This is a genomic window from candidate division WWE3 bacterium, assembly GCA_026396615.1.
Taxonomy (GTDB): domain Bacteria; phylum Patescibacteriota; class WWE3; order JAPLWK01; family JAPLWK01; genus JAPLWK01.
Window position 1 is genome coordinate 183,080 of record JAPLWK010000008.1, and the last position, 21,869, is coordinate 204,948.

General features: G+C 43.3%; 23 protein-coding genes. 9 read left to right on the top strand and 14 right to left on the bottom strand.

The window, feature by feature from the left end; translation table 11 throughout:
• Nucleotides 1-50: 50 nt before the first annotated feature.
• Both NT141_02540 and NT141_02545 read right to left on the bottom strand, forming a co-directional pair.
• Nucleotides 51-470, bottom strand: coding sequence for a ribonuclease HI family protein (locus tag NT141_02540; GenBank protein MCX6783922.1), 420 nt, complete (start codon nucleotides 468-470; stop codon nucleotides 51-53).
• A complete protein-coding gene (locus tag NT141_02545) occupies nucleotides 467-1,126 on the bottom strand; it encodes a hypothetical protein (GenBank protein MCX6783923.1) in 660 nt (219 codons plus the stop codon). The genes NT141_02540 and NT141_02545 overlap by 4 nt, the downstream gene beginning before the upstream one ends.
• Before the next feature lie 19 nt (nucleotides 1,127-1,145).
• Between NT141_02545 and NT141_02550 the strand changes: the two genes are divergently transcribed.
• On the top strand, nucleotides 1,146-3,749 hold the full coding sequence (locus tag NT141_02550) for a DUF4012 domain-containing protein (GenBank protein ID MCX6783924.1): 2,604 nt from the start codon (nucleotides 1,146-1,148) through the stop codon (nucleotides 3,747-3,749).
• Nucleotides 3,750-3,767: 18 nt separating this feature from the next.
• On the top strand, nucleotides 3,768-4,460 hold the full coding sequence (locus NT141_02555; GenBank protein ID MCX6783925.1) for a 50S ribosomal protein L25: 693 nt from the start codon (nucleotides 3,768-3,770) through the stop codon (nucleotides 4,458-4,460).
• A 14-nt stretch (nucleotides 4,461-4,474) separates the two neighbouring features.
• Here the strand turns inward: NT141_02555 and NT141_02560 are convergent, their stop codons facing one another.
• Genes NT141_02560 through tsaD form a run of 7 tightly spaced genes read right to left on the bottom strand, consistent with a single transcriptional unit; the run spans nucleotide 4,475 to nucleotide 11,941 of the window.
• Nucleotides 4,475-6,625, bottom strand: a complete 2,151-nt coding sequence (locus NT141_02560) for a valine--tRNA ligase (GenBank protein MCX6783926.1) — start codon at nucleotides 6,623-6,625, stop codon at nucleotides 4,475-4,477.
• A 38-nt stretch (nucleotides 6,626-6,663) separates the two neighbouring features.
• Nucleotides 6,664-7,410: a hypothetical protein gene (locus tag NT141_02565; protein ID MCX6783927.1), complete on the bottom strand. Its 747-nt coding sequence runs from the start codon at nucleotides 7,408-7,410 to the stop codon at nucleotides 6,664-6,666.
• Between the two features lie 17 nt (nucleotides 7,411-7,427).
• Entirely contained in the window at nucleotides 7,428-7,850 is a 423-nt protein-coding gene (locus NT141_02570) for a PIN domain-containing protein (protein MCX6783928.1), read from the bottom strand.
• Between the two features lie 2 nt (nucleotides 7,851-7,852).
• Nucleotides 7,853-8,134: a hypothetical protein gene (locus NT141_02575; protein MCX6783929.1), complete on the bottom strand. Its 282-nt coding sequence runs from the start codon at nucleotides 8,132-8,134 to the stop codon at nucleotides 7,853-7,855.
• Between the two features lie 38 nt (nucleotides 8,135-8,172).
• Nucleotides 8,173-10,521, bottom strand: a complete 2,349-nt coding sequence (locus NT141_02580) for a TraM recognition domain-containing protein (GenBank protein ID MCX6783930.1) — start codon at nucleotides 10,519-10,521, stop codon at nucleotides 8,173-8,175.
• A 55-nt stretch (nucleotides 10,522-10,576) separates the two neighbouring features.
• The gene (locus NT141_02585; protein ID MCX6783931.1) at nucleotides 10,577-10,876 is read right to left on the bottom strand and encodes a hypothetical protein; all 300 of its coding nucleotides are present in this window, start codon (nucleotides 10,874-10,876) and stop codon (nucleotides 10,577-10,579) included.
• A 42-nt stretch (nucleotides 10,877-10,918) separates the two neighbouring features.
• Nucleotides 10,919-11,941 (bottom strand): tRNA (adenosine(37)-N6)-threonylcarbamoyltransferase complex transferase subunit TsaD, encoded by a 1,023-nt coding sequence (gene tsaD, locus NT141_02590; protein MCX6783932.1) that lies wholly within the window; start codon nucleotides 11,939-11,941, stop codon nucleotides 10,919-10,921.
• 159 nt (nucleotides 11,942-12,100) lie between these two features.
• Between tsaD and NT141_02595 the strand changes: the two genes are divergently transcribed.
• The 3 genes from NT141_02595 to NT141_02605 all read left to right on the top strand — a co-directional run bounded on the left by NT141_02595 (nucleotide 12,101) and on the right by NT141_02605 (nucleotide 14,324).
• Complete coding sequence (locus NT141_02595; protein MCX6783933.1) at nucleotides 12,101-12,283, top strand: hypothetical protein; 183 nt, start codon at nucleotides 12,101-12,103, stop codon at nucleotides 12,281-12,283.
• A gap of 34 nt (nucleotides 12,284-12,317) precedes the next feature.
• The gene (locus NT141_02600; GenBank protein ID MCX6783934.1) at nucleotides 12,318-13,628 is read left to right on the top strand and encodes a ribonuclease J; all 1,311 of its coding nucleotides are present in this window, start codon (nucleotides 12,318-12,320) and stop codon (nucleotides 13,626-13,628) included.
• Nucleotides 13,629-13,748: 120 nt separating this feature from the next.
• Nucleotides 13,749-14,324, top strand: a complete 576-nt coding sequence (locus NT141_02605) for a class I SAM-dependent methyltransferase (GenBank protein MCX6783935.1) — start codon at nucleotides 13,749-13,751, stop codon at nucleotides 14,322-14,324.
• Nucleotides 14,325-14,496: 172 nt separating this feature from the next.
• Here the strand turns inward: NT141_02605 and NT141_02610 are convergent, their stop codons facing one another.
• The 4 genes from NT141_02610 to NT141_02625 all read right to left on the bottom strand — a co-directional run bounded on the left by NT141_02610 (nucleotide 14,497) and on the right by NT141_02625 (nucleotide 18,620).
• A complete protein-coding gene (locus NT141_02610) occupies nucleotides 14,497-15,123 on the bottom strand; it encodes a bis-aminopropyl spermidine synthase family protein (protein ID MCX6783936.1) in 627 nt (208 codons plus the stop codon).
• 15 nt (nucleotides 15,124-15,138) lie between these two features.
• Nucleotides 15,139-16,998 carry a UvrD-helicase domain-containing protein gene (locus NT141_02615; GenBank protein MCX6783937.1) on the bottom strand — a complete coding sequence of 620 codons (1,860 nt, stop codon included), beginning with the start codon at nucleotides 16,996-16,998 and terminating at the stop codon, nucleotides 15,139-15,141.
• Nucleotides 16,999-17,169: 171 nt separating this feature from the next.
• Nucleotides 17,170-18,129 (bottom strand): type I glyceraldehyde-3-phosphate dehydrogenase, encoded by a 960-nt coding sequence (gap, locus tag NT141_02620; GenBank protein MCX6783938.1) that lies wholly within the window; start codon nucleotides 18,127-18,129, stop codon nucleotides 17,170-17,172.
• A 197-nt stretch (nucleotides 18,130-18,326) separates the two neighbouring features.
• Nucleotides 18,327-18,620 (bottom strand): hypothetical protein, encoded by a 294-nt coding sequence (locus tag NT141_02625; protein MCX6783939.1) that lies wholly within the window; start codon nucleotides 18,618-18,620, stop codon nucleotides 18,327-18,329.
• Between the two features lie 116 nt (nucleotides 18,621-18,736).
• On the opposite strand from NT141_02625, the gene pgk reads away from it, so the two are divergent.
• From pgk to NT141_02640, 3 genes are all read left to right on the top strand, one after another.
• Nucleotides 18,737-19,771 carry a phosphoglycerate kinase gene (gene pgk, locus NT141_02630; GenBank protein MCX6783940.1) on the top strand — a complete coding sequence of 345 codons (1,035 nt, stop codon included), beginning with the start codon at nucleotides 18,737-18,739 and terminating at the stop codon, nucleotides 19,769-19,771.
• Between the two features lie 153 nt (nucleotides 19,772-19,924).
• Nucleotides 19,925-20,164, top strand: a complete 240-nt coding sequence (locus tag NT141_02635; GenBank protein MCX6783941.1) for a hypothetical protein — start codon at nucleotides 19,925-19,927, stop codon at nucleotides 20,162-20,164.
• Entirely contained in the window at nucleotides 20,154-20,801 is a 648-nt protein-coding gene (locus NT141_02640; GenBank protein ID MCX6783942.1) for a hypothetical protein, read from the top strand. Before NT141_02635 ends, NT141_02640 begins: the two co-directional genes overlap by 11 nt.
• On the opposite strand, the gene NT141_02645 is transcribed toward NT141_02640, so the two are convergent.
• A complete protein-coding gene (locus NT141_02645; GenBank protein ID MCX6783943.1) occupies nucleotides 20,775-21,188 on the bottom strand; it encodes a hypothetical protein in 414 nt (137 codons plus the stop codon). The two genes, NT141_02640 and NT141_02645, sit on opposite strands and share 27 nt — an antisense overlap.
• Nucleotides 21,189-21,256: 68 nt before the next feature.
• Between NT141_02645 and NT141_02650 the strand changes: the two genes are divergently transcribed.
• The gene (locus NT141_02650; protein ID MCX6783944.1) at nucleotides 21,257-21,853 is read left to right on the top strand and encodes a transglutaminase domain-containing protein; all 597 of its coding nucleotides are present in this window, start codon (nucleotides 21,257-21,259) and stop codon (nucleotides 21,851-21,853) included.
• Nucleotides 21,854-21,869: the final 16 nt, after the last annotated feature.

The window sequence follows — 21,869 nt, forward strand, 5'->3', positions numbered from 1 at the left end:
AAAGACCGCAAAATAAGATAGGGTTTTAATGATGGCAGTTTCAAGTTCGGTCACAGTAATTTTACGGCATCAAGCGTCTCGTTAACTAAGCGGTCCGCTATTTGATTCTTTTCACGCGGTACGTGGTTGAATGAGAGTTTTATAAAGTTAATTTGAAGTTCTTTGATCTTGTCAGCGATTGATTTGAGATTAGCATCTTTAATTCTATACTCCCCCTTCATTTGTTTCACAACTAGTTCACTGTCTAAATAACAGTCCAGCTCCGTAGTCCCCGCTTTGACCGCTGCCTCAACACCGGCAAGAAGTCCGCAATACTCAGCGTGATTATTAGTAGCCTCTCCTAAATAATTACCGCATTTATCACGCAGATTCCCCGCAGGGTCAAAAAGCGCGTAGCTACAGGCAGAAGGCCCGGGGTTACCACGGGAACCGCCATCCGAAAATAGTTTCCAAGTGGTAGTAGACGTCATTTGTCAGAAAGATAAAATCGCAGTGAAAGTAGTGTTAGTCCGGCAAATAGTAATCCCAAAAAGACTCCCGTGCCCAGAAGTATGGGACTGATTTTAACAGTTTCTAGAAGTGGTGTTTTCTCTAAGATCTTAACACTGATTTTACTATCACCCGACTGGTTAATTTCAGAAACCTGACTGGTAGCTAACTTTGTGACAGCTTGCCATTCTTCCGAGGCTGCCTCACTGGTTTTGGCCGTCACAGTAACCGAAATTATTTGCGGTCCAGATTTTTGTATTAGAGTATTATTATTGAATCTTTTAACGTCAATGGATGTGGCGGCGGCTCCAATTGATTTTAAGGCAGCTTCTTTAAGCGGTAAACTCTTTAAAATGGCAACGACGCTGTCGGTGTACTGCTGCGCGGTCTGCTCTGCATAGTATCCTTCGTAAGTGAAAAAATTAGGCGAAACGGCGTCGGCTTCGCGAGTCACAAATAATAATCCGGATGCTTTGAATGTCGACGGCAGGAAGGTGACCACCCAACCGGCCACTGTCCCAACAACTAAGGCGCCTAAGAACAGCTTTATGAGCAGTGGCTTAAGTTTTAAAAATAAATCACGTAGTTCCACGTCGTAATTGTACACCCAAGGACTGTCTTTTTCCCTCATTTTCATATATAAATAGAGTACTGCCATGCCTAAATTTCAAAAGGGAGACATCCCGCGAGTTTTAATTAATAATGCCGTCAGTTTCCTCGGCCTTAATTTGAGTAGTGAACTGACTCTGAACGGTTTTGACGTCACCTCCAAACAGGACGGTCGTCCTTTTGATTTCTTAGTTTATTTGAACGACCCTCTTTTGGAACCGTTGGATGCGGTCGGCCGGTTTAAAGAGTTTTTAGACGTCGCTGTTTCAGTCGGGTCCCCACTTGTTTTAGTGACGGCCCTTATACCCAACCCCACTGATATTTTTATTGAACAACTGCTGCAAGATCGGCATGAGTACCCACAATGGTCAATTGTGCGTTTGCCGCAAATACTAGGACCGGAGGCACCGTCCGAATCTTTGGGAATCCTCGGTCACTTTTTGATTAGCGCTAAAAAAGGATTGGATATTGTCGTTCCCAGTGATGGCCTAAGTAAAATTCCCTATTTAAATTACTACGACGCTGTTAGTTTCCTGGTCAAACTATTAACAACGGTGCCGTTGCCACATCAGCAAACATTTAAAGTACTTCCGGCCGAAATCTTATCAGAACTCGAAATTGCCTATTTAATAAAGTCTCTAGTTAAAAATACGAATCTAAAAGTAGTTTTTGGTTCCGATAATGCCGAAACTCTCGATAATCTTAATGCGGGGACGGTGACGTTATCATCAACAATCCCCTTGAGAGAATCATTACGAGAGATGCTAAACAGTGTTCCCTTCGAACGACCAGTCATGACTACTCCTCCTGAAAAACGGCCGGTCCTAAATCGCTTACCGCCACCACCAGCGACGACCTCAATATCGCCGCGACCAATATTCAAAAGAACACTTCCTCTTGTCACTTTAGGCGTTATTTTAGCGGCCTTGCTATTTTTTATAGTTTATCCGCTTGGTAAAACGGCCTATTTTGGTTATTTTGGGAAGCAGCATTTGGAAAAGTCTATTGGGGCAGTCAGCTCTTTAGACTTTAATTTGGGGGCGATAGAGTCCTATGCGGCTGAGTCCGATTTGGAAATAGCGACCGCGAGCCTAAACTCTTTACCTAACGTCGCTTTTTTAAGCAGTCCCAAAAAGTTTATGCGGGGTGGAAGCTTAGTGGCTAGCGCTTTATACCATATTAATATTGCCGCACTACCATTTACTAAACCTGTAGCGTCATATAAAGAGATAATCGATGCCATAGGTAAAATGCAAACGGCGGTGGGCGAAATTAATTTAGCGGCCGCTTCTTTTAAAGGCAGTAACACTGATTACGAAAAAACAATCGCTGCTTATTTGCCAAATTTAACTTTAGTCGGGAATAGCCTGCCGCTCGTTCCCAGTCTTTTGGGATACGATACTCCCAAAACTTACTTAATTCTTTTTCAAAACCCCATGGAATTGCGGGCCACCGGCGGTTTTATTGGTTCGTATGCTAAAGTCACTTTCTCCATGGGCAAGATGTCGGCGTTAACTTTTGATGATATTTATAATCCCGACGGTCAGCTGTTACTTAAAAATTTAGCTGCACCGGTGCCGCCGGAAATGAAGAGCGCCTTTCCGGCCATGAAGCAACTTTTTATGCGGGACAGTAATTTTTGGGTCTCTTTTCCAACCAGCGCTAAAACTATTTCTGATCTTTACACTTTAGCCACCGCTGAAAAAATTGACGGGGTAGCGGCTCTTGACCTCAGTTTTGTTGGAAAGCTTCTAGATGTCACCGGTCCTCTTTACCTGGGGACTTATGACGAAACGATTGGCAGCAATAATCTTTTTGAGCGAACGCAATATCATAGCGAGGGAAATTACTTTGAGGGTTCGCCCCAAAAGAAGAACTTTTTGCAATTGTTGGGAAATAAACTTTTAGAGAAATTAGCCAGCCTTAGTACGGCCGATAAAATTAAAATTTTACCGGTGCTGGCCTCGTCACTGTCCGAAAAACACTTAATGCTGGCGACCTTTGATAGCAGCCAACAAATACTGGCCGAAAATAAATGGGATGGGCGACTAGAAGCCACGTCAAACACCGACGCTTTGCTAATCGTTGACACCAATACCGGCGGTAACAAAGCCAATTATTGGGTGCAGCAAGGAGCTAACTATGAGGTTAAGAATACTTATCGCCAAGGATCCCTGGAAGGCTTTTTAACGATTAATTACACCAATACTTCCAAAGCCGGCAGTTGGCCCAGTGGTGATTACGCCGATTACGTTCGAGTTTATGTTCCTAAGGATACATTTTTAAATGACGCCAGTACGGAAATAATGCCCGGTCTTGACACAGCACCTACCAAACCGATTATTAGTGTGGGCACCGAATCCGGATTTACAGTGTTTGGCTATAATTTTATTTTGGCAGCTGGAAGCAACTTAACTTTAAAACTGCATTACACCCTGCCAAAAGAGTTGAACTTATTTGACTCATCTAAAAACTATAACCTCCGTTTAATTAAGCAGCCTGGGGTTGATGGCGAACCTTTTAGCTTTAAATTTAATAAGCCATTTGGTAAGACTTTAAGTGTGCCGGTTGGTTTTAAGACGGATGGCGACAGTGTCGTCTTTAATACTCTTCTTAAAACTGATCAGTACTTGCAAATCCCCCTAAATTAACCTACAATCCAGTGACCTATGACCATTTCGGCTTCTCCACGCGACGTAAAATCAAATATTCAGACTCTAATTAAGGACGGTATTTTACCGGCGGTAGTTTTTGGTAAAGAAACCGCTTCCATCTCACTGTCCATGAAAAAGGCCGATTTTGCCAAGGTTTTTAAAGAGGCTGGTGAATCAACTTTGATTGATTTGATGATCGATGGCGAAAAAGAAGCTCGTCCCGTTCTCGTCTCCGAAATGCAACTTGATCCTTTAAGCGGTCGCACCATTCATGTGGCCTTTCATCAAGTCCAACTGAAAGAGAAAGTCACAGTGGAAGTTCCAGTGGTCTTGGTTGGCGAATCACCGGTCGTTAAAAACGGCCAAGGTGTCCTTTTAACTCTTATAAATGAAATTGAAGTCGAAGCCTTTCCGCGTGATCTACCCAAAGAATTTTCTTTAGATATCTCTGGACTAACTGAAGTTGGAATGGGAATTCACATTCGGGATCTTAAAATTGCCGATACGGCGACGATTAAAAACGCGCCGGATGAATTAGTGGTTAAGATTGATAATCTAACAGTCGAAGAAGAGCCGGAAGTAGCGGCCGCTGTCTCTGAGGCTGAAGCCATTGCCGGCGTTCAAGCCACTAAGGAGCTCACTGAAGAGGAAAAGAAGAAGCGCGAAGACGAAGCCAAGGCCGCCAAGAAGACAGATAAGGACAAGTAATTCCTCAAGTCATGTCATTCCGGCCATACCGTTAACATCAAAACATCCGATTCCTCATTAAAAATCCGCCACAATTTTTCGGTAACAAACGGCATAATCGGGTGTAGTAGTTTAACGTAGGTCAAAAGACTTTCCCGTAGGATATGGGCAGCCTCTTCCTTACGACTTTTTACCGCTTCGATGTACCAGTCACAAAACACATGCCAAAAAGAATTGTAGATTTCCTCTAAGACTAGATGAAAATTAAAATTCTCATAGTGCTCCGTGACAACTTTGACTAGGCGATCAATCTCCGCCTTCATTTTTACATCGTCTCCCGATTCAATAGTTGTCTGCTGTTTGTTTTCTGTTATTTCCACCTGACTCACAGACCGAGCGGCGTTCCAAAGTTTGTTAGTAAAATTCCGATAATTCGTACAGCGCTCAATCATCAGTTGCTTGTTGACCCGACCGTCCCGACCAGCTACGGCGTAAGTGGTGAGGACAGCTCGAACGACATCTGTCCCAAAAGTATTTAGGAGATCAATGGGATCAATGCCATTCCCAAGAGATTTGGAAAACTTGCGGCCTTGGAGGTCCCGCAGCATTCCATTAAAAAACATATTCTTCCAGGGGATCTTATTTGCATGTTTTTCAGCCAGCATTATCATCCGCGCGATCCACAAGAATTTAATTTCGCCGCCACTAAGTTCAAAATCAAACGGAAAATACGCTTTAAGTTCCGGCGTTTCTTTGGGCCAGCCTTGAGTAGACAGTGGCCAGAGCCCAGAGGAAAACCAGGTATCAAGAACCTGCTCTTCGCGAGTCAACTTCGATCCCTGGCAATCAGGACAAACTTTCGGGGCGTCGTCGAAATCCTTGGGAACGTAAACGATAGTACCTTTCTGACTGTAGGGATCGTGGCTGGGGTTACAATCTTCACAATACCAAACCGGAATCTGATGCCCCCACCACAGAGAACGGCTAATGCACCAGTCATGAATGTCTTTGAGCCAGGCCGTAATTACTCCCGCCATATTTTCGGGGTAGAAGTTAATTTCGTGGTTATTTATGACGGCGATAGCTTTGTCGGCCAGCCCTCGCATTTTTACAAACCACTCTTCAGAAATAATCGGTTCAATGGTAGTTTTGCAGCGCTCGCAAACAGGCACCATGTGGGTGTACTCTTCCTCTTTAACAAAGATACCCTTATCTTTAAGTTCCACCAAAACAGCTTCCCTGGCCTCCATTACTGTCATACCGGCATACTTTCCCGTAACGTCAGTAAGTCGGCCTTCTTTGTTAATCACATTTACGATTGGCAAGTTATGGCGTTTGCCTATTTCGTAATCATCGAAAGAATGCCCCGGGGTAACTTTAATAACGCCCGTTCCAAAGTTCGGATCGACAACGTCATCGGCTATGACTTTCATTTTCTTGATACCGTTTAAAGTTTCGATTTCAAATTCCTGACCAATATATTTTTGGTAGCGCTCGTCTTTAGGGTTAACAGCCATGGCAGTATCTCCAAACTTAGTTTCTGGGCGCACTGTTGCTAAAGTAAATGGTCCATATTTAAGGTAATAGAGTTTTTCGGTTTTTTCCTGGTATTCAACCTCAGCGTCTTCAATCGCCGTTCCGCAACGAGGGCACCATTGAACGATGTAAGGCCCTTTGTAAATTAATTTTTCGTCCCAGAACTTTTTAAATTGAGTGTAAACCGCAAAAGTGGGTTTGGGATCAAGGGTAAAAACTTCGCGAGACCAGTCAGCGCTAATTCCCATCATTTTAAATTGCTTTTGATTAGCAGCGTAACTTTCAGCTTTAAATTTCCAGGCCTCTTCCAAAAAAGCACTGCGTCCAAGACTTTGCCTAGTAGTATTTTTTTCTTTTTTAAGTTTATTTTCTAGTGCTCCTTGAAACTGGATTCCGGCATGATCAACCCCAGATTGAAACAAAACATCGAAGCCCCGCATTCTTTTGTAGCGGGCGACAGTATCCATAATTGTCTGTTGTAATGCATGTCCCAAATGGGGCGTGCCCGTTAAATTCGGCGGCGGCATCAAAATAGAGTAATGGGGTTTAGAAGACGTGGGATCGGCCTTAAACACACCACGGTCAAGCCACTCTTGATATAGTGCGGCTTCAATTTCGGTTGGTTTGTAAGGTCCAGCAGGGAAGTCCATCTGTAGCGCTATTTTAGCACGGTGGGGTTTGGAAGACTCTATACCTTTTCGAAAGTGTTAGTGAGTCGGTTGAGGTTCCAATGACTGGTCATAAATTCCCCCTTAATATTATCGTAAGACTCCGTGACTAGACTGTCTGATGTTTCCGGTAAAATACTGCTAACCCAAAGCTCTTCTGAGGTACCACTGGGCTGTTTAAATTTATATATGATCAACTGCTTACTTTTCCCATCCCAACCAACCAAATATAACTTCTCGAAATTACAGTTTCCATATTGGTATAAAGCGAGAAAATTATGGTTCAGATAACTAGTGAGTTTGTAAGACTTAAGTTGGCCATCATGTGGGGTTCCTGGAACAAACTCCATTTTGCCCAAATTTAGGGTTTGATCAAAAGAGTTCAAGGCGGCCTCTCCTTCGTAAACAATCAGCCCTTTCTTGGGAGTAGCGCAGTAAACATCTGAATGCGTTGTCGTGTAGACAGTGGGATTAGTAACGGTTAGCGAAACCTCGGCGACCTTAGAAAGAATTATTTCTCTAGAGCCTGACTGGACGCTGTTAATACCTAATACTTGTTCTTGAGCAGTCGCAATTCGATTACCCAGAGAATGGACTCTAGAGTTGAGATTTGAGGTCCCGTTAATCGCAGACGTTAGCCGTAGAGTAGGTAGGCGTAGGAATAAAGCTAAAACAACTAATACTATGATTCCAGCAAACCAATACTTAAAAAATTGGTTACTGATTACTGCTTTCAAAAAGTTCTTTGTAGACATATTCTCGGTCATAGTTGTGGGTTTATGGCTTACTTCGGCCAGCCGTCGATACCCAAGCGCTTAAAGCCATGCTTCTTAAAATGGGCATCGAAAGAAAAGGCCCAAATTATATCTTGCTGATTCATTACAGCAAAACTCACACAATCGCAGTAAGAGACGTTTTTTGATCTTATCATTCTAAAAATGTCGTCGGATTTTGCAAGCAACTCCCAATCTGGATTAATGACGGTAAACTCTCCCGAGCGCAGCTCCTCTAAAAGCTTTATAGACTCTTTTCTACCCAAGCGACGACTAACCAGACTAATACTTTCTGAAATAACTTCTGTAGATACGAACGAGATGCTGTCTACTCCGGAAAGCCTTTTCGCAATAGCGATAGCTTTCTTATGGTCGTGGTCTTTAGGGTCTCTTATAGCGTAGAAAACAGAGGAATCAACAAATAGTTTAAGCACATTTATTTTTTCTTACGCGCGTTCTTCTGGTTTATATCGTATTCGTACAAATAGTAGTCGTGCCGGCGGCTAACATCCGTTAAACCATCTTTGTTAGGCTTTGCCTTTTTAGCCATTTCCAGTAGAGATTTTGCCCAGTTACTGCCGCGAGGGCCATCTAGTTTTCTCTGCTGACGTAAATCCTCCCTAATAGCCTCAGACATGCTAATACCGCACCTCTTCGCGGCGTTTTTGTAGTAGCCAATATCCTCGTTTTCTAGGTAAATATTAGTGCGTTGCATCATACATCACTAGTATACATCACTTTGGAGTCTCGTCAAATTCATAAACCCAAACGCGAGAGGATTTGGGCTTCGACTAATCGGTGATCTTTACCGTATTTTAAGCGGCATGAACTTCGAATGTGTGCGGCTACCCGTTCACTCTTTGGGGTTTTATTTATGGCTTCCCAGTCGACTTTAAGGCTAAAGGGAACGAGCGGCTGGTTGTTGGCAAGTAACCGAATGTACATCGAACCGGTGGGGTTACTCATTAAATCACTCTTGGTAAACTGGGGATCAAATTGAGGTTCTAGAAATTCGGCGTCGTCTGGTCCGACGCGAAATATGCACTGAGTACCGACGTTTCCAAAGACGGCGTTTTTAATGTCATCATCCATTTGGGCAATAAATTGGTTACCAACGATTAAATTCAAATGATATTTTCTGGCTTCCGATAGAATGGTAGCGAAATCAGGTGTCGCGAAATTTTGAAACTCATCAACGTACAAATAAAAATCACGGCGTTGCTCCTCGGGCACGTCAACGCGGGCCAGGGCGGCAGAGAGAATCCGAGGCACGAAAAGAAGACCTAGGAAGATAGAGTTCTCTTCACCAATCTTGCCTTTAGAGAGGTCGATTAAGAGGATCTTTCCTTCGTCCATAACTTTGCGAAAATTAAACGATGACTTACTTTGCCCGAGAATATTGCGCATCGTCTTTTCGGTCACGAAACGATCAAACTTAGATGTAAAGTAGCCCAGTTTTTCACTCTTATCGCGTTCACTAGTATGAGCAATTTCATCTAGCCAATAACTCTTAACCATCGGATCAGTCACTTTTTCGGCCCGCTCCTTGGCATATTTGGGGTCAATCAGAATTTTAAGGACCTCAACCATGGTTGACTCCGGATCTTCCATCGCCGTGAGCATTACATTTCGAATCGCTCGCTCGAGCTGGGGCCCCATAATTCCTTGGTGATTGGGGTCATACAGCTTGTATAGAAGTTGAATAAAGGCATTAATTAAAAAGTGCTTGTCTACTTCACTGTTAGCCTCCAGCATATTAAAACCCATCGGTCTTTCTAGGTCACCCGCATCGAACAGGATGACGTCATCGATCCTATTCTGCGGGACTTTTTTAAGTAAATCTTCAATAGCGGTGCCATGGGGGTCAATAAAGGCTAAACCGCGTCCCGCTTCCATGTCTTGAACAGCCATAGCCTTCATGAATTCGCTTTTACCGGTGCCCGTCTGCCCCAAAATATAAGTGTGACGATTACGATCTTTTTCTTGCATATAAACTTCGCGTGTCACTCCTCGAAAAACATTTTTACCCAAATAAAGTCCAGCAGTTGGAGTGTTAGCTGGTGCTGGCAATGTCCGGGCCTTAAGCCACTGAATTCCAGGCGTTGGAACTTCTTTGCTAGGGAGGTGAAAGATGGTGGCCAATTCGGCAGTGTTTAAAATAAAAGTTGGATTGTAAAGATGGACGTGGAAGAGTGGCACCTCTATATTAACGACCGGGAAAAGTCTCATTATAAAACTCTCCATAAAACCTTTGCGAGAGAGCTCAAATATTTTTTTAAAATGGGAATAGGTAGGATCACCAAAAACGGCAAAAGAAGTAATCATTTCTTTAAGGTGTAACGTCGCCTTAAATTTATCGCTGGAAACAGCCACGAGTCTTAAACAAACATTAAATCCCGGCTTGCCTACTTTCTTTTCGACCCCCTCTAAGAATTTTTCAGAAATATTAAGAGGCTTTTTTTCAGGATTTTTATTGTGGGCTTTGATTTTCTCGACGAAAAACTCGCCGTCTGTACGCCAATGATCAGATGAGGGCCTAATCAGAAGCTGAATGGCTGCCCCTTCATTCTCGTCCAGTTTACTTAAGGCTGAGGTCAATGCATTAAGAGGGTCCGGTTGTTTATCTTCGTAGCTTCTGATGGGAAAGTAATCGGCGCCGGTAAGATCAAGCGTTCCAAAATCCACTTTCGAGCCCTTTTTCCAAATATTCCAAGGCTTACAGGGTTCAAAGTCGGCTTCCGGATACGAAGCATGGATCTGCTTGGTCACAAGGTCACTTAGATGCTTGGGGCAAGAGACGTAGAATTCAATTCGATTATGGGTCCCGACTATTTCAAAGGAAATGTGATCGGGTTCATGGGTTAGTCCCTCAATTTTCCCTAAAGTTAATCCTGAAAAAGCAGCAAACATTTGCTCGGCGGCTTTAATTTCAATTTCATTGCCCTCGGGAACGGTGATTTTAAAAAAAACTTGAGCGAAGGCTTTATGACGACGGTCGCGAAGGCGAATAAACCATAGGTAAGTGGCAGCAGCAATAGCAATAACCCCTAAGGCAAGGATGCTAATAAAAACTGTGAGTAATGTGTTAACTAAAGTATCGAGCATAGGGCAGTTGTGGTATTTAGACTATTATGACCATTGTGATTATTAAGACTATTATTTATTGTATTTTTTCTTCGAATGCTTCGAGATCGTGTCCCCACGTCTCGCTGTCATCGACTTTTCCAGACCCTTTTTTTACCTCGGTGACAAAGCCATTGCTGACTATGTCATACTTACTAGTCGAACTCTTAGATGTCTCTGAAGCTAATTCACTATGGACTACCTCTGAAGACCGGCTAACCCTATCTGACTCCGGCGCAGCCGTAGAAATCTCAAACGCCTTTTCTATCACATTAGCTGAATCGATATCTCTTTCGGTTGGCCGACTTTCTAGGACCGCCCCAATTTTATCTGACATACTCTCTTATAATGAATCTTTGAGGGGATTTTAGCAAGATTATTATGACTCCAATGATAAAGACGAGTCAGGAACCAGATTTTCCCAGGGAACAAAGGTTTGGTTAAAGAAAGCAGCTGATCCAATCATGGCGGCGTTGTCGGTACAGAATTTGGGCTCAGGGTAGTATAAAGGTATATTTCCCGCAGATTTACCGATGATTTCCCGCAAGCGCATATTGGCGGCCACGCCACCGGCTAACATTATGGATTTAGCGTTAAAGTGACTGGCCGCTTTAATGGTTTTCTTAACTAAGCAATCAACTACAGCCTCCTGAAATTCGAAGGCCAATGCAGTATTTTCGTATTTTTTTGTTTGATTAGCAGTAAGTAATGCTGTTTTTAATCCCGAAAAAGAGAAGTCGTAGTTATTTGCGTGGAGTAGAGGACGAGGTAGAACTAAGTGGTCCTCCTTCGCTAAAGCTTCGAAGGATGCGCGACGCAGGTAGGTTGACGCAGCTTCTGAGATCGCCGGACCGCCGGGGTAACCGAGACCTAAGATACGCGCGGCTTTGTCGAAAGCCTCGCCGGCGGCATCATCCAAAGTTCCGCCTAACCACTGCATTTCACCGTGGTTTTTTAGAAGCACTAAGTCTGAATGTCCACCTGAGACGACGAGGACCACACTGGGAAAAATACTACCGTCTGCTAGCTCAGGGTGGTTAATAAAATTAGCGTAGATATGGCCAACTAAATGGTTAACCGCGATCAGCGGCTTATTCCAAGCAAAACTTAAAGACTTGGCGGTTTCGACTCCGATTAAGAGTGATCCGATAAGACCAGGGCCGACGGTGACAGCGATGCCGTCGATATCACAACTTTCGCAACCGGCCTGTTTGAGTGTGAAGTCAATTACTGGTATAATAACCTTAACTTGTTCACGAGCGGCCACCTCGGGAACGATTCCGCCTGTAGTTACGTGGAGTTCTTGCGAGGACGCCACCACGTTCGCTAGTAGTTTTGTGCCATTCTCAACTATGGCTGCCGCCGTTTCGTCACAACTAGTTTCTACTGCAAGTATTGTCATATTGCCAGTATACCAACAATCAACTAGTCTATTAACATAGTCCTAGTTGTCATTCTGAACTTGATTCAGAATCCAATAATATCAAAATTTGAAATTTAAAATTCGAAATTTGAAAAATTGAATTCAAATTGTAACTTTCAAATTAAAAATTAAATATTTATGAAGTTTTTTAACACTGAAAATAAAGCGTCACCCTCATTGAAACTTATCCCTTTGGGAGGTACAACTGACGTTACCAAAAACATGTACGTTTACGAGTATGGCAACGATATCGTGGTCGTGGACTGCGGGATTGGCTTTCCGGATTCCGAAATGTTGGGGGTGGACGTTGTCATCACTTAAGGATCAAGGACTTACCAAAATTAGTCAGAGATTGGTGGAAACTGATACAACTATCCTTCATTTGGGAGCTTTTGAAATCTCATTTTTCCACACTAACCACTCTGTACCCGAAAGCCAGGGGGTAGTCATAAAGACGCCAGTTGGTGTAATTATGCACGTGCCTGATTATAAATTTGACTGGACGCCGGTGATGGGTAAGCCTTTTGATGTGCAACGAGCTTTAAAACTTGGAGGTGACAATGTTTTGGCTTTGCTTTCGGATTGCTTGGGCGCTACGAACGAAGGTTACACCGTGTCGGAACGTGGTATCGAAGACACTTTTGATCAGATACTAGATAAATCAGAAGGCCATCAAGTTTTTATAACCACTGTCGCCTCTAACATTTCTCGCATTTCTCAGGCTATTCGCAGTGCCGTTAAACATAATCGTCGGATAGTTGTGGCCGGCAGGAGTCTGAACCAAAACATTTTGGTGGCCCAAAATATGGGGCTCCTCAGTTTTCCTCAAGATGTGTTTGTGCCCGATGATAAGTCGTCTAAGGAAGAGCAGTCCGGTATACTTTATCTTGTCGCTGGGGCTTACGGACAATCCGGCTCTGCTCTGTGGCGGATTGCTAATGGCGAGCACAAAACAATTTCTATTGATGATGGTGCAGCCGTTATTTTTTCGGCCGACCCCATTCCCGGAGTGCACGATCAGGTCAACGCGATCATCGATCACTTAACTTATCGTGGAGCGGAGGTTTACTACTCGCAAATTCAGGAAAATTTGCACGTTTCGGGGCATGGTTCCCAGGGCGATCTTTTGATGCTGGCTGGCATTGTAAAACCGAAATACTACATCCCAATTGGGGGCACCATTCACCACATGCGAGCTTACCGGAATATGATTGAGAAAATGGGGGTAACTAAGGATCGAATTTTTGAGTGGGTGGAGGGGCAAACTTTGGAGTTTACACCGGGAATGGCGAAATTTGGCAAGCCAATTGAGACCCGAAATGTTTTTGTGGACGGCGGCCAAGTGGGAGAAGTGGGCTCGGTCGTCATTAAAGATCGCCAGGCGCTCTCTCAAGATGGGGTCCTCGTCATTAGCGTGCCTTACGACAAGAGAGAACGACGCTTTATAGATCGAGTCCAAATTGTTTCCCGCGGCTTTGTATACGTTAAAGAATCCCAGGGGCTGATGAATAAAGTTTCGGGTCTGGCTTCCAACGTCGTCCGTCGCCAAGCGCCCGGTTCTGACGTGATGGCCGCTAAAAATGACATTGAGCGGGAAGTCGGGCACTTTCTATTCAAAGAAACCGGCCGCAACCCCGTGGTTCTTGCCTCCATCGTCGAGATATAACCAAACCTCCGTCATTCCGGGATTGACCTGGGATCCAGTGAACCCAAAAGCGTAGGGGCTGGGCGTGCCCAGCCCGCAATATAGCTATAGATAAACTGTTAGTAATGTATAATAATCCATATGCTTAATGAGCTTTTAAAGGAACTGTTGCAAAAAAGGACAGTAACTGTAATAAATAGAATTTCGCCGTTTATTCAAAAAACCGACAAAATTATTGATATTGGTTCTGGTCCAGGAGATATTGCTAGAATTTTAAAAGATCAAGGGTTCAACGTTAATCCTGTTGATGTGGCGGATTTTCATGGTCCACGAGTTGTAGAGACTACAATTTACGATGGTACAACTCTACCATTCCCCGATAAGACTTTTGATAAAGCCTTGCTGTTAATGGTTTTGCACCACACTCCCCAACCAGAAATAGTTTTTGATGAGGCTTCAAGAGTAGCTACAGAATTAGTAGTTATAGAAACTTCCTATACAAACCCAGTAGATAGATTTTCTACGATAATTTTTGACGCACTTGGAAATTTAAGATTGGAAGCTTTTTGGAACTCTTATAAAACAGATACTCAATGGAGAGATTTTTTTACTAAAAAAGGTTTCGATATTGTAAATACAGAAAAATATTTGGACAAGACATTAGGTATTTTTCCGCTATTACACATCCTTTACTATCTAAGAAGAAGAATTTCTTAGATCAAAATCTTAGTTGAGTTGCGTCCTTGCATCGATTGGATCGAGAGCGCAGCATGCTGCGCCCCTACAAGATCGGAAGAAGGCCTCCCAAATATAAACGTAGGGGCGATTCATGAATCGCCCTCAACGATAATCGAATTGAGGGCCGACACATAAGTCGGCCCCTACATCGTTAATTGTTCGTGTAGAATTTTCCGCCTAACATTTTCTCGTCAACGTGGGTTTGAGGAGTTTTCTTTAATAAATAAATGCTGCTGTGACTGCCGATCGACTTGGCCCCAGAGTACTCGTTAAAATCAGCCATCTTTTCGCGAATTAAAAGACCCCAATCGGTGAGTAGTTTTTGAATCTTTAGCGGTTTTTCCAGTTCTTTTAGAGTATAGCCATAGCAAATATAGAGATTAGCGTCTTTGGTTGTCGCGAAGACGAGGCGTCTTAGAAAGGTTCCAAAGCCGGAAGGTGTATAGGGAGGATCTGAGAAGGCGACGTCAAAATAGTTTTTGTAACTTACAGGCATCGAAACCCTGGCGTCGTATTTTTGGACTTTAATTTTTAAATTTTCTTTCTGGGAAATATCTTGAATGTAACTTAAAATGTCATTATCGATGTCTAGTACAGTCACTTCTGCCGGAAGTTTGGTCCGCGCTAAAGCAATCGATAGCAAGTCGTCATCCCCTAAAAGTAGGATACGAGATCCGGTCAAATCACCGTGATTCTTTAAAAGTTCAACCCGCTTTGATACGGTGCTACTAGTTGCTAGAAATTGATCAAAATTTCGTTTGGCTTTGGGTCTTTCCATAGCGTCAGTATAATCTTAAAAGTTAAGTCTGTCTAAATCGAGGTCGTCCATAAAGTCATCTAGAGCCTTTTTAAATCTTGGTTTTTCCAAAAGCTGGTTGCCTTCTTTCGTCGTTAGCGACTCCGGAATCTCATCTAAAAAGCGCGATGGTAAATTTATTTGATGGGCCCCGAAATAAAATCGGCTTTGAGCATGACTTAAAAATAACGATTCTTTAGCTCTGGTAATTCCAACGTAAGCGAGTCTTCTCTCCTCTTCTAACTCTGACAGGTCGGTCAAACTGCGTTGGTGTGGAAACAAACCTTCCTCAAGACCAATTATAAAGACAGTCTTAAATTCGAGTCCCTTAGCAGCGTGAATCGTCATTAAGGAAACGGCGTTTTCAACGTTCCTGGTTTTATTGGCATGTTCAAGTAGTGTCACGCTTTCTAAAAAGTCACCAAGCTTTGTAAAGGAGGAGGCCACTGACCGGAGTTCTTTAACGTTTTCTTTGCGGTCTTCATTTTCCTCGTCAGCCTTGGCGTAAAGATCTAAATACTTAGTAGCTTTAAGAACATCATCCAGAATCGCGAGAGTTGGTTGATCAGAAACGTCGGATGTGTCTTCCAGGAATTGAAAGAACGCCTCGGCTCGTTTTTTGCCGATTTTAAAAATCCGATCTAAACTCACCGAGTCGAGTGGATTATAAATAAGACGCAAATAGGCCAGAACGTCTTTGACTTCGGCTCGATCGTAAAACGAAGTGCCGCCGAGGAGTCGATAGGGGAGACCGTGGTTAAGCAGCGCCTCTTCAATGACTCGGGACTGGGCGTTAGTGCGGTACAAAATTGCTGAATCTGCCAATTTTTCTAATTCCTCCAATTTTTTAATTACGAACTCCGATTCATCGCGCTCGTTAAGGGCAGTGTAAATGTTGATCGGAAGGCCGCTGGGATTATCGGTCCACAAATCGAGATTTAGTGGCTGCCGATTATTTTTAATCAGGGCCGCCGCGGCGGTAATGATCTGCGGGGTACTGCGGTAGTTTTGGGAGAGTTTATAAATGTGAGCAGTTGGGTAGTCTTTTTCAAACGATAAAATATTGCGGGAGTCCGCACCTCTAAAAGAGTAAATGGCTTGCGCCATATCGCCGACGACGCATAAATTAGCAGCAGGTCCAGTCAAAAGCCTGGTCAAAATATACTGAGCGTGGTTAGTGTCTTGGTATTCGTCGACTAAAACATATAAAAACTGCTGGTGGTATTTTTGCAACACTGTTTTGTCATCCCTAAATAGTTCAATTGTTTTATTGATTAAATCGTCAAAGTCCAAAGCATTACATTTTTTAAGTTCCTGTTGATATTTTTTATAAACTTCGGCCACAATTTCTTGAAAATAACCACGAGCGACATTGATGTAATCGGCCGGACCCAAGAGTTCATTTTTAGCGCTACTAATGGCATTTTTAATGGCTCCTTCGGATATCTTTTTACCGTCGAGTTGTAAATCTTTAACAATCTTTTTTATAAGTGATTTGGCGTCGTCGTCATCGTAAATAACAAAGTTGGGATTAATGCCGATGTGATGACCGTCTTTTCGTAAGATTCGACTACAGACACTATGAAAAGTGCCAGACCAAGGAATCCTGGTCGAAGATCCTACTAATTTTTGGGCCCGTTCCTTCATTTCCGCGGCGGCTTTATTAGTAAACGTCAGCAGCAATATATTTTCGGCTGGGACGCCTTTTTCCGAAATTAAATAGGCGACTCGGTGGGTAAGAACCCTCGTTTTCCCACTTCCTGGACCGGCGATAATGAGGGAGGGGCCGTCACAATTGATGACAGCTTCTTGTTGGGCGGGGTTTAAGGAGGCTAGAAGAGCTGAAGGCTTTGTCATGACTTGAGTATACAAGATTTTGTCATTCCGGCCCCAGAGCCGGAATCCAGTAACGGATTAAAATTTTCAACTTTATTTAAATATTAAAATATTGATTAAAAATTAAAAATTGGTAATTAAAAATTTAATTGGGTTTACTGGATTCCGGGTCAAGCCCGGAATGACTGGAGGTTACAAAAGTATCTTCGTGACAGCGACGAGCCTATTAGAGTAGCCCCACTCGTTGTCATACCAAGCGATAACTTTTACCATATTACCGCCAATAACTTTAGTTAGTGGTAGGTCAACAATCGCTGACCTGGGATCACCAATATAGTCTGATGAAACTAAAGGCGTCGACTCAACTCCTAAAATTCCCTTCATTATTCCTTGAGAAGCTCGTGTAAAAGCTTCGTTAATTTGCTCGACGGTTACATTTTTATTTAGAACTACGGTCAGGTCAACAACCGAGGTAGTAATGACGGGAACCCGGAAGGCCAAGCCGTCAATTTTACCCGCTAACTCCGGCATTACTTCGACGACTGCATTGGCGGCGCCGGTAGAAGAAGGCACAATGTTTTGGGCGGCTGCTCTGCCTCTTCTGGGATCCTTGGCATCGGGACCATCAACTAATTTTTGAGTAGCCGTATAGGCGTGACTCGTTGACAGAAATGCTTTGTCGATACCAAAACTATCTTGCAAAACTTTAAGAACTGGGCAGGCACAATTAGTAGTGCAAGAAGCATTACTAACAATGTGATGTTTAGCTTTGATATATTTATCCTGGTTAACACCAAGGACCATGGTAATATCTGGATCTGTGGCCGGAGAGGTAATAAAAACTTTTTGAGCCCCGGCCGCTAAGTGCTTTTGGGCATCGACTCGTTTGGTAAACAGCCCGGAAGCTTCAATGACAACGTCGACTTTTAAATCATGCCAGGGAATTTTAAGAGGATCTTTTTCTGCGAATAAAGTGGGAAGTTTAATTTCTTTTTTAAATTCTCGGTACACCGTGTCGTACTTTAGTAAATACTCCATCGTCGGCTTGTCCATGAGGTCGTTGATAGCGACTATCTCAATCTCAGGATCCCCGGAACAAATCCGAAAAAACTGCCGTCCAATTCTGCCAAAACCATTTATCGCGATTCTCATACATAAAGAATAACACGAAAACAAATAACAAAGAACAAAAAACAAATAACATCTGTACTGGCGACATTTACAATTTGCGCCTCGTAAATTGGTAGCGAGTGAAACGAGCGTCTTGGCGCTAAACCAAGTTTACAGAAAAAAAAGACGCCTCTTACAGATTTGATCTGAAAGAGGCGTGGGAATTGTTCCGCACAATGCTATTTTACGAACTCAGATGGCACTGCAAGACCGAATTTCTTTGCGAACTCTTTCCACCAGGCTGCTGAGAAAGGACTCCCGTTATACTGTGGCAAAAGATTCTCGGCGATATAATGCAAACCACCAAGCTCTCGATCAAGCTCTCGATGGTAATCGCAGCAGTTCCAAATCGAGAACCATTCACTTTTGCAGAAATCTCGTTTATTCGTATCTTTACTTTGAAACTTCTTGTAACCCTCAAGGAAACGTTTCGCTTTATCAAGAACCGCCGCTCGATATTCAGTTTCGTTCACGGTAGCCATTTGTATTTCCTCCGATGTAAATGTACCCAGCTAAATTTATACTGCCATTATACCCCATAGCATTTGGTTTGTCAACTCAATTAAGTTCCGAGTGTTACAATAAACTTATGCTCAAGCTTCTATCTTCTTTAACCAACGCCGACCTGGCCGGTAAAAAAGTTTTCGTCCGTGGCGACTTGGATGCGCTGACCGAGGATTATCGTTTGCAAAAAATGGTGCCGACGCTGCAGTTTTTACTGGATCACGAAGTTAAACAGATAATTATTGGCGGGCATTTGGGGCGACCGGGTGGAAAACCGAACGAGACCGAAAAACTCGACGTTATCGCCCAGCGTTTGAGTAAGCTACTAGGTCAACAAATTAATAAATTAGATGAGGTCATTCCAAGTTCAATTCCGTCGGACCGAATCGTCATGCTTGAGAACTTGCGCTTTGACCAGAGAGAAGAAAAGAATGATCCGGAGTTTGCAAAACAACTCGCCTCTTACGCTGATATTTATGTTAATGAAAGTTTTTCGACATCTCATCGCACTCACGCCTCATTTGTTGGCATACCGGCCTTGATCCCAGGCTATGCTGGTTTGCAACTGGAAGCAGAAGTCAAGGCGCTAACTGAAGTCATGGAGAACCCCCAGCATCCGCTAACTGTTATTATTGGCGGCGCCAAGATTGAGACAAAGTTACCAGTCATTAATAATTTCCTAGATAAAGCTGACAAAATCTTGGTAGGTGGTGCCATCGGCTTCCAAAGCGACCTTGTTTTGACCAATCCTAAAGTCATGATTCCCACAGATTTTGTTGGAAATAAGGAAGATATTGGACCAGACACAGCAGCCGCTTTTAGGAAGATCATAGAGCAAAGTCAAATGATTATTTGGAACGGGCCGATGGGTCTTACCGAAAAACCAGAGTTTCAAAATGGCACTAAGGTTGTCGCGGAAGCGGTCGCTAATTCTTCCGCAAAAAAGATTGTCGGTGGTGGCGACACGGTGGCTTTTCTGCAAAAAGCGGGATTACTTGATAAAATGGGCTTTGTGTCGACTGGGGGAGGGGCAATGCTCGAATATTTAGCGGGGAAATCATTGCCTGGTCTAGAAGTTTTAAACTCTTGTCATTCCGGCCCCGGAGCCGGAATCCAGTAAAGAAAACAAATCAAAACTCAAAAATCAAATATCAAAAACTAATTTAAAATTAAAAAATTTTGATTTTTAAACTTGGTTTTGATCTTTGATCTTTAAATTTTGGACCATCGTTGACTGGATTCCGGGTCAAGCCCGGAATGACAAGCTGATTCTATGAAAATTCTACGTCAAAAAGAAAATACAACTTGCATCGGCTGTCAAATGTGCGCTTTGGCCTGCTCTAGGAAGCTGGGGAAAGGAGTGTCTTTGGACGAATCTTACATTAAAGTCACCAAAGGGAGTGACGGCACTTTTAATGTTGCCATTGACCTTGGCAAAATGACGCCGGAATTGGCGGAATATATTGCTAAATACTGCCCCATAAAAATTTTGGAGGTCATCGATGAAAGCTGACGCTAAGCGAGTCTTATTCATTTCTAAGGACATTTCACCACAAATTAAAATCATTTCGGGGCTGCGCGGTGTCGTTGGTGGGGTGGGGCTGGCGGCTAAATTATCGTTTGATTATAAAAGTTTATGTTTGGCGATCGGTCCTCTAAGCGGGGCTTATCCCGGAGCCTCTTCTGTCGCCGCGGTCCAAGATGGGCATTACCAAGCATTTAACTCGGACCTCGCTTTAAACATGTGCGTTAAAGGCATTGACGCCGTGGTCGCTCTTGACATTCCTTGTGAGGAGACAATGCGGCTAGTCGAAGAATATCTAAAGACTTTGCCCGAGGAAAAGTCTGAACTCGGCGATGGCGTTGCTTATGAAGAGATTTACAACAAATTATTTGAGCGGGTCACTAGCGTTTGGAAAACTGCTAGCGAAGGCGCCGATTCCTGTGCCGCCTGCCCTTTAAATTGCGCTAACTTTCGCCAAACGAAAAATAATATCGATCTCTCATCGATACTCGGGGTCTGCCTGGGAGTGGCCTCGGTTTATGTCGATCTGGCTATCGCCTTTGCTGCTTTGCAAGCTTTAGGATTTGATTATACCCACGAAGAACTGGAAGAAGCCGTTTTAAAGGCTAGAAGTATAATTAACTAGAATAACCGTTGACGTCTGATCAAGACTTGCGGTCAATTTAAAACTCAAAGACTCACTGCTTTTATTAAACTGCAAGAGACTTACCTCAAGCCACCCAAAATTGATAAGACTGGTTTGCAAATCGCCGGTAATTTTGGTGGAGTTGTCTTTCGTCTCCAAAGTAACCTGCGACCCTTGCTTACTTTTGGTAACGCTTAGTATTTTAGCGTCGCTTGGCAATTTTAATTCCAGCGGTAAACTGGGGTCAGCGTTTTTAACAGTCGCCCCCATAACGTTACCGCTATAAATCGTGGCCGGTTCGTTAAAATGGCGATACGAAAAATAGGTCAAAGAAACTGTGACCAGAAAGAGTCCGGCAAGAGTGAGCAGTTGATGTCGCGCCTTCATGTATATCTAAGTTTAACATTTTTCTAGGTTTGTCGAATCTTACCCCTCCAGAATGCTAAGATATTTGTATGACGAACTCTAAACCTGAAACTACTTCTGATGAAATAACACTGGGTCTAACCGAAGGTGAACAAACTAAGGTGACAGAAAGAATTCAAAAACTGGCTGACAGCCTTACCGGTGATGGTCTAGAATTTTTGATGAACGCCTCCGAGTATCTTCAGAGAAATAGTGTCTCCAATGGCACAGAGCAAAAACTTAGATCAGACAAATCCTTTGTTTTTCCTGACCTATTTGAAAGAACAGCCGATGAAATTTTACAACCTTGCCCAAAGCTCAAAGACAATAAGCCGTTAATTAAAGGCTGCACCGACAGAGGTAAGGTATTTCGAGCCCTGTGTGTAGCCAAAGGCATTCCTGCTGTTTTTGTGGATACTTTGGACGCTAACTACCTGGAGGCAATAAAAAGTGCGGGACAAATAATCGAACCAAAGCGAGGCCATGTTTTTATTGACGTTTGTGTTGATGGGGAATGGCACACGGTTAACCCTGGTTTTAATGAACCGATTCTGCAGTACAGTAATTATTGGTCGTGGTCTCGATTCAGCCGACTTAGGTTACCGCAGTACCCCAGAATTCAGAAGCTGGTTGCAAAATCAACTTAGCGACAAAAATGGTCCT